Here is an 8,078-nt window from a genome sequence, read left to right as displayed (position 1 = left end):
CCCGCCTGGGGGCGGGGCGGGCGCTGCCCGGCGGTGCCCGCCGGGCGGGAAGGTGGGGTCGGGCGCGCCCGGAACTCGAGCGGAGGGGTGCCTTTGCCGGATACAATTCCCGTGTCGGACCGGGAAGCCGCCGCCTCCCGACATCCGGCCCGGAACCGCGCCGGCAGTCGGGGGAAAGCGACGGCGGTATTAGTTGTTGATGCAAAGTAGAAAAATGGTAGCGTGTGGCGTCCCGGCGCGGTGCGGCGAGCCGTATCCGCGCCATGGAGGCCGTGGAAGCCGGCCGGATCCCGGAGTTGCGGGCGTTGACTCGGGATTCGTCGGCTTCTATTGGACGGCATGACTTACAGAACAACAGGGAGAATGCGTTAAATGTCCGAGTTTTCGAAGTTTCTGGGCGCCACGGCCATCGCCGGCGTCGCCGCGGCGGCGGTCCTGCCGGGGGCGGCCGGCGCGCAGGAGAGGATCCGCTGGCAGGTGCCGATCTCCTTCGCCTCGACCCTGACCGCGCTGGGCGACACGCTGCCCTTCGTGGCGGAGCAGCTGAGCGCGATGTCCGACGGCAACATCACCCTGCAGATCGCCGAGCCGGGCACCGTGGTGCCGGCGCTCTCGATCTTCGAGAACGTCTCCACGGGCGCGATCGACGCGGGCTATTCCTGGATGGGCTACGAGATCGGGCAGGTGCCGGCCTCCGCGCTCTTCGGGGCGACGCCCTTCGGCCTCGAATCGACCGATTTCATGGCCTGGATGTATTTCCACGGCGGCCGCGAGCTGCTCAACGAGACCTTCGCGCCCTTCAACGTCTATCCGATCCCCTGCGGCACCATCAGCCCCGAGGCGGCGGGCTGGTTCAAGAACGAGATCACCTCGGTCGACGACCTGAAGGGCATGAAGTTCCGCGCCGCCGGCGTGGGCGGCGACATCATGGGCGAGTTCGGCATGTCGGTGACGCTGCTGCCGGGCGGCGAGCTCTACCAGGCGCTGGAGACCGGCGTGCTCGACGCCACGGAATTCTCGCTGCCCACGGTCGACAAGCAGCTCGGCTTCTTCCAGGTCGCCAAGAACTACTACCTGCCCGGCTGGCACCAGCCCTCCACGAACCAGTTCCTCTATGTCAACCTCGACGTCTGGAACGGGCTGGAGGAGCCGACCAAGGCGCTCTTCGAAGGGGCCTGCATGGCGGGCATGACCTATTCCATCGCCCGCGCCGAGGCGCTCCAGGGCGCGATCCTCAAGGAATTCGAGGCCGAGGGCGTGCAGGTCCGCCAGTACGACGACGCCACGCTCAAGGCCTTCTACGACGCGACCAAGACGGTGATGGAGCGCAAATCCGCCGAGGACGCGCAGTTCGGCAAGGTCTATGCCTCGATGATGGAGTTCCAGCAGGAACTGGCCCCGTGGAAGGAGAAGGGCTATCTCCCGCGCGACTGGCTGCGCGAGAACGTCTACGAGGCCCAGTGACCGGCATCCGCAGGGATTGCTGAGGACCACCGGCCGGCCCGGGTCGCGGGCCGGTCCCACCGAGCGAGCGGCGGGGGCGGCATGCCGGAATTCAAGATCGATGTGGGAGCCGTCGAATCCGCGGGCGCGCGGGGCCATGCGCTCGACTTTCCCCATACCCGGCTGTCGGACGCCATCGACCGCTTCATCGCCGGGCTGGCCGCGGTCTTCAACTGGATCTGGGTGGTCCTGATCCTGCTCATCGTGATCAACGTTGCCCTGCGCTACGTCTTCGGCACGAATTTCATCGCCATGGAAGAGGCGCAATGGCATCTCTATGCCATCGGCTTCATGCTCGGCATCGGCTTCACCCTGCAGCAGGACGGCCATGTGCGCGTCGACGTGATCGCCGAGCGCTTCCGGCGGCGCACGCGCGCCTGGATCGAGTTCCTCGGGCTGGCGCTGATCGTGCTGCCGCTCTGCGTCATCATCATCTGGCAGGCCTGGCCCTTCGTGCTCCGGGCCTACGAGCTCAACGAGGTCTCCGCGGCGCCGGGCGGCCTCGCCAACCGCTGGGCGATCAAGGCGGTGATCATCCTGGCCTTCGTCTATCTCGGGCTCGCGGCCTTCTCGCGGCTGCTGCGGGTGACCTCGTTCCTCTTCGGCACGCCGCCGCCGAAAGACATCTGAGCCCGGCGCGGGCCGGAACCAGCATCGCGGGAAAGCTCCATGCTCGAGACCTACGAATTCATCGTCATCGCGATGCTGCTGACCTTCATCGCCCTGCTCTTCACCGGGTTTCCGGTGGCCTGGGTGCTGGCCGGCACCGCGATCCTCTATTCGATCATCGGCGTCTTCGGCTCGGAGGTCCTGGGCTGGGACACCTTCTTCCTGACCGATTTCCGCATCTGGGGCATCTTCGTCCAGCGCATCTACGCGCAGATGTCGAACTGGATACTCGTCGCCCTGCCCATGTTCGTCTTCATGGGGCTGATGTTGGAGCGCTCCGGCGTCACCGAGAAGCTGATGACCAATTTCGTGCAGCTCTTCGGACGGTTCCGCGGCGGGCTGGCGCTGGCGGTGGGGCTGATCGGCATCCTGCTGGCCGCCTCCACCGGCATCGTCGGCGCCTCGGTGGTGCTGCTGGCGATGCTCTCCATGCCGGTGATGATGGAGCATCGCTACGGCAAGGGCTTCGCCAGCGGCGTGGTGGCCTCGGCGGGCACGCTCGGCATCCTGATCCCGCCCTCGATCATGCTGATCATCATGGCCGACCAGCTTTCGATGTCGGTGGGCGAGCTCTTCTTCGGCGCGCTCGTCCCCGGCCTGCTGCTGGGGCTGATCTACGTGCTCTTCGTGCTGGTCGCGGCGCGGTTCTCGGGCGTCGCGCCGAAGCCCGGCAATCTCCAGCCGATCACCGGGCGGCTGATCTTCGACACGCTGCTCGCGGTGCTGCCGCCGTTCCTCCTGATCCTCGCGGTGCTCGGCTCGATCTTCTTCGGCATCGCCACGCCGACGGAGGCCTCCGGGCTCGGCGCCTTCGGCGCGACGCTGCTGGCGCTCGCCAACCGCAAGCTCGACTTCGCGACGCTCAAGGACGTCTGCCTCAAGACCACCACCACCACCGCCTTCATCTTCGGCATCTTCCTCGGCGCCACCATGTTCGCGGTGGTGCTGCGCCAGCTCGGCGGCGACGAGTTCATCTCCCATTCGCTGCGCTCGATCCCCTTCGGGCCGAACGGCATCGTGCTGGTGATCCTCGGCATCGCGTTTGTCGCCGGGTTCTTCCTCGACTGGCTGGAGATCTCGCTGATCATCCTGCCGCTGGTCGCCCCGGTGATCACCGAGCTCGGCTTTCCGCTGATCTGGTTCGTGGTGCTCTTCGCGGTGACCCTGCAGACCTCGTTCCTGACGCCGCCCGTGGGCTTCTCGCTCTTCTATCTCAAGGGGGTGGCGCCGCCCGAGGTCACCACGCTCGACATCTATCGCGGCGTGGTGCCCTTCGTGCTCTGCCAGGTGCTCGCCGTGGCGCTGGTCTTCGAATTCCCCCAGATCGTGCTCTGGCTGCCTTCGGTGATGTTCGGCGCCTCGGCGACCCCGGTCGCCAACTGAGCCGGTCCGGGGCGCGGCCCCCGGGGAATTGCATCCGGCGGGGCGACTCCCTCCGGGCAGGCCCGGCACCGCCGCCCCGCCCCTCCGGGTGCTGGCCTCGCCCTGGGGCGGGCCGGCCGGAGAGAAAGATGAAACCCAAATGCAATAGCCCCGGGCGCGGCGCTCCTGCCGGGCTTGCCTTCGTTGCCGCGACGCCGGCAAATGCCGGGAAGGGTGCGCCGCCGGGGCGGAGGTAGGGGCTGGATCGTGATCGAGGGAATTCGGGGCCCGCGCCGATGATCCGCCTGGGCAATGCCATCCGGCGGGGGCTCTCGCGACGGCTGGTGCGCGCGGCCCGCGATCCCGAGCGCCGGCCGGACATGTCGCTGGGCGAGCTGATCCGCGGCCTCGGCGATCGCTCCTTCGGCTGGTGCATCGTGCTCTTCGCGCTGATCAGCATGCTACCGATGCCGATCGGCTCCAACATGGTCACCGCGATCCCGCTGATCCTCTTGACCGGGCAGATGGCGCTCGGGCTGCCGCAGGTCTGGCTGCCGGACTGGGTGATGCGGCGCCGGATCAGCCGCAAGCGGTTCCAGCGAAGGGTGCTCTGGTTCGGGCCGCTCATGCGTCCGATCGAGCGCATCGTGCGGGCGCGCTACGCCGCGATGTTCACGCCGCGGGCCGAGCGCGGCCTGGGGGTCTTCCTGCTCCTCGTGGCCGTCGCGCTCTTCGCGCCGATCCCGCTGAGCTCCTACCTTCCGGCGATCGCGCTGCTGCTCGCCGGGATCGGCCTCGTGGAGCGGGACGGCGCCGTGGTGGTCGCCGCCCTGGTGCTGGGCGTGGTCGCGATCCTCGTCACCGCGAGCGTCACCACGGCGCTGCTGATGGGGGTCGATGCCCTGACGCATCGCGGGCCAGTTTCGCCTTGATTTCAGCCGGAGCGATCTGCGAGGGTCGGGCGCCGCAACCACAAGGAGAGACCGCATGCGCATCGGGCCTGTCCTGCTTCTGGCTTCGGCCGCGCTCCTTGCGGGATGCGGCGGGCGGGAGCCCGCCCGCGACGCGCCGCCGCCGAGCCCCGCGGCGAGCCCGGTGGTGCTGACGCCCTGCGACGACGGCGGCGACGGCGGCGTGGTGATCGGCGGCGTCTGCCTCTGATACGGCCCTCCGCGTGAACCGATCGGGCCCTGGACCCGGGCCGATGCGCCAGCACGGGCAGCGCCCGCCCGCGCCCCGGCGCGGGGCCGAATTCTGTTGCCAGCACGGGGGCGCGTGGCTAGCGTCCCAAAGGGGCCGGGCGTGGCGCGACATGCCTCGAGGGGCTGGGAATGCAGGGAAAACTGACGCTTCCGGAGCTGGAGGAGGCCGTCGCCGCGGGCTCGATCGACACGGTGATCGTGGCGCTCGTCGACATGCAGTCCCGGCTGATGGGCAAGCGCTTCCAGGCGGAATTCTTCCTCGCGAGCGCCCATCGCGAGACCCATGGCTGCAACTACCTGCTGGCGACCGACCTCGAGATGGAGACGGTGCCCGGCTATGCCGCGACCAGCTGGGCGGCGGGCTACGGCGATTACGTCATGCGCCCCGACCTCGCCACGCTGCGCCGGATCCCCTGGCTCGAGGGCACGGCGCTGGTGCTGGCGGACGTGCTCGACCACCACACCCATGCGGAGGTGCCGCATTCGCCGCGCGCGATGCTGCGCCGCCAGATCGCGCGGCTGAAGGAGGCGGGGCTGCAGGCGATGATGGCCTCGGAGCTCGAATTCTTCCTCTTCGCCAATTCCTACGGCGAGCTGCATGCCGCCGGATACCGCGGCATGGCGCCGGTCAGCCCCTACAACGAGGATTATCACATCTTCCAGACCACCAAGGAGGAAGAGGTGATGCGGGCGATCCGCACCGGGCTGAACGCCGCGGGCATCGCGGTGGAATGCTCCAAGGGCGAGGCGAGCGCGGGCCAGGAGGAGATCAACGTCAGCTATTCCGACGCGCTCTCGGCCGCCGATGCCCATGTCCTGGTCAAGAACGCCTGCAAGGAGATCGCCTGGTCCAAGGGCCGCTCGGTCACCTTCATGGCGAAATATTCCTCCCAGGCGGCGGGCTCGTCGAGCCATGTGCACCAGTCGCTCTGGACGCTCGACGGCAGGCCCGCCTTCCACGATCCGGCCGAGCCGCACGGTATGTCGAAGCTGATGCGCCAGTATCTCGCGGGCGTGCTCGCCCATGCGGGCGCGATCACCTGGTTCCTGGCACCTTACGTCAACAGCTACAAGCGCTTCATGGCCGGGACCTTCGCGCCGACCAAGGCGGTCTGGTCGACGGACAACCGCACCGCCGGCTACCGGATCGTCGGCGAGGACACCAGGTCCGTCCGGGTGGAATGCCGGGTCGGCGGATCGGATCTCAACCCCTATCTCGCCTATTCGGCGCTGATCGCCGCCGGCCTCGACGGCATCGCGCAGGGGATGGAGCTCGAGCCCGAGTTCCGCGGCGACGCCTATGGCGGGCAGGCGCGCGAGATCCCCAAGACCCTGCGCGACGCGATCGCGGCGCTCGAGGGCTCGGCGATGCTGCGCGCGGCCTTCGGCGAGGAGGTCTTGGCGCATTACCTGCACGCGGCGCGCTGGGAGCAGGCCGAATGCGACCGGCGCGTGACCGATTGGGAAATCGCCCGCGGCTTCGAGCGGGCCTGAGATGGCGGGGCCCGGCGCCATGGAGGAAATCCGCTGCATCTCGCCGGTGGACGGCAGCCTCTATGCCGCGCGGCCGGTCGAGCCGATCGAACATGTCCGGGCCCGGCTCGGCCCGGCGCGGGAGGCGCAGGCGCGCTGGGCGGCGCGGCCGCTCGCCGAGCGCATCGCCCTGGTGCGCGAGGGCGTCGCCCGGCTGGTGGCGATGAACGACGCGATCGTGCCCGAGCTCGCCTGGCAGATGGGCCGGCCGGTGCGCTACGGCGGCGAGATGGGCGGGGTGCGCGAGCGCACCGCCTATATGGCCGAGATCGCCGCGGCCTCGCTGGCGCCGACGATGATCGAGGACAGCGACCGTTTCCGGCGCTATCTCGCGCGCGAGCCGCTCGGCCTCGTCTATGTGGTCGCGCCCTGGAACTATCCGTTCCTGACCGCCATCAACACCATCGTGCCGGCGCTGATCGCGGGCAATGCGGTGGTGCTCAAGCATGCGAGCCAGACGCCGCTGGCCGGCGAGCGGCTGGCGGAGGCCTTCGCCAACCTGCCCGAGGGGCTCTTCAGCAATCTCTTCATCGGTCATGCGGCGTCGTCGGAGCTCCTGCGCGAGCGGGCCTTCGACTTCGTCAATTTCACCGGCTCGGTGCGCGGCGGCCAGGAGATCGAGCGCGCCGCGGCGGGCACCTTCGTCGGCATCGGCCTGGAGCTCGGCGGCAAGGATCCGGGCTATGTCTGCGCCGATGCCGATCTCGGCGCCGCGGTGGAGACGCTGATGGACGGGGCGATCTACAATTCCGGCCAGTGCTGCTGCGGCATCGAGCGGATCTACGTCCATGCGAGCCTCTTCGAGGACTTCGTGGAACGGGCGGCGGCGCTGGTCTCGGCCCATCGCCTGGGCAACCCGCTCGACGCGGCGACGACGCTCGGGCCGATGGCGAGCCTGCGCTTCGCCGATGCGGTGCGCGGCCAGATCGCCGAGGCGCTCGCCGCGGGTGCGCGGGCGCATGTGGATGCGGGGCTCTTTCCCGCCGATACCGGCGAGACGGCCTATCTCGCGCCGCAGATCCTCACCCGCGTCGATCATTCCATGCGGCTGATGATGGAGGAGAGCTTCGGCCCTGTGGTGGGCATCATGGCGGTCGAGGACGACGCGCAGGCGATCGCGCTGATGAACGACTGCCGCTACGGCCTGACCGCCTCGATCTGGACCCGGGACACCGACCGGGCCGCGGCGATCGGGCGGCGCATCGAGACCGGCACCGTCTTCATGAACCGCTGCGACTATCTCGACCCGGCGCTCTGCTGGACCGGATGCAAGGAGACCGGCCGCGGCACCTCGCTGTCCACGCTCGGCTACCTGAGCCTGACGCGGCCGAAGTCCTTTCACCTCAGAAGGCTCTGAGCCATGTACCCGCATGCGACCTGGACCTATCCCACGGCGATCCGTTTCGGCGCCGGGCGGATCGCCGAGCTCGGCGAGGCCTGCCGGGCCGCGGGCATCGCGCGCCCGCTCCTCGTCACCGATCCCGGCATCGCCCGCCTGCCGATCGCGGGCCGCCTGCGCGGGCTGCTGGCGGCGGCGGGGCTCGGGGCGGGGGAATTCTCGGACGTCCAGCCGAACCCGACCGAGGAGAATGTCGCGGCGGGGCTGGCGGGGCTGCGCGCAGGCGGGCACGACGGCGTGGTCGCCTTCGGCGGCGGCTCGGCGCTCGACTGCGGCAAGGTCATGGCCTTCCTGCACGGCCAGACCCGGCCGATGTGGGATTTCGAGGATGTCGGAGATTGGTGGAGGCGGGCGGATCCGGCCGGAACCCTGCCCGTGGTCGCGGTGCCGACCACCGCCGGCACCGGCTC

8 protein-coding genes are annotated in these 8,078 nt (G+C 69.4%); all 8 read left to right on the top strand.

Going from position 1 to position 8,078, the window contains the following annotated elements:
• Positions 1 to 372 precede the first annotated feature (372 nt).
• Positions 373 to 1,464, top strand: coding sequence for a TRAP transporter substrate-binding protein (locus tag V7050_RS15450; protein ID WP_324369669.1), 1,092 nt, complete (start codon positions 373 to 375; stop codon positions 1,462 to 1,464).
• A gap of 81 nt (positions 1,465 to 1,545) precedes the next feature.
• Positions 1,546 to 2,133, top strand: coding sequence for a TRAP transporter small permease subunit (locus tag V7050_RS15445; protein ID WP_324369667.1), 588 nt, complete (start codon positions 1,546 to 1,548; stop codon positions 2,131 to 2,133).
• Positions 2,134 to 2,172: 39 nt separating this feature from the next.
• On the top strand, positions 2,173 to 3,555 hold the full coding sequence (locus tag V7050_RS15440; RefSeq protein WP_324410795.1) for a TRAP transporter large permease: 1,383 nt from the start codon (positions 2,173 to 2,175) through the stop codon (positions 3,553 to 3,555).
• A 275-nt stretch (positions 3,556 to 3,830) separates the two neighbouring features.
• Positions 3,831 to 4,466 carry an exopolysaccharide biosynthesis protein gene (locus V7050_RS15435; protein WP_324369662.1) on the top strand — a complete coding sequence of 212 codons (636 nt, stop codon included), beginning with the start codon at positions 3,831 to 3,833 and terminating at the stop codon, positions 4,464 to 4,466.
• A gap of 55 nt (positions 4,467 to 4,521) precedes the next feature.
• A complete protein-coding gene (locus V7050_RS15430) occupies positions 4,522 to 4,695 on the top strand; it encodes a hypothetical protein (protein WP_324369660.1) in 174 nt (57 codons plus the stop codon).
• Positions 4,696 to 4,865: 170 nt separating this feature from the next.
• Positions 4,866 to 6,230: a glutamine synthetase family protein gene (locus V7050_RS15425; protein ID WP_324369658.1), complete on the top strand. Its 1,365-nt coding sequence runs from the start codon at positions 4,866 to 4,868 to the stop codon at positions 6,228 to 6,230.
• A 1-nt stretch (position 6,231) separates the two neighbouring features.
• Positions 6,232 to 7,626 (top strand): aldehyde dehydrogenase family protein, encoded by a 1,395-nt coding sequence (locus V7050_RS15420; RefSeq protein WP_324375579.1) that lies wholly within the window; start codon positions 6,232 to 6,234, stop codon positions 7,624 to 7,626.
• Between the two features lie 3 nt (positions 7,627 to 7,629).
• The coding region (locus V7050_RS15415; RefSeq protein WP_324410793.1) for an iron-containing alcohol dehydrogenase at positions 7,630 to 8,078 on the top strand (449 nt) is incomplete at its 3' end.

It is taken from the genome of Amaricoccus sp., from assembly GCF_036846665.1.
GTDB lineage: Bacteria > Pseudomonadota > Alphaproteobacteria > Rhodobacterales > Rhodobacteraceae > Amaricoccus.
Note: the sequence above shows the minus strand (reverse complement) of the source record. Positions and strands in the feature narration are given on the sequence as shown.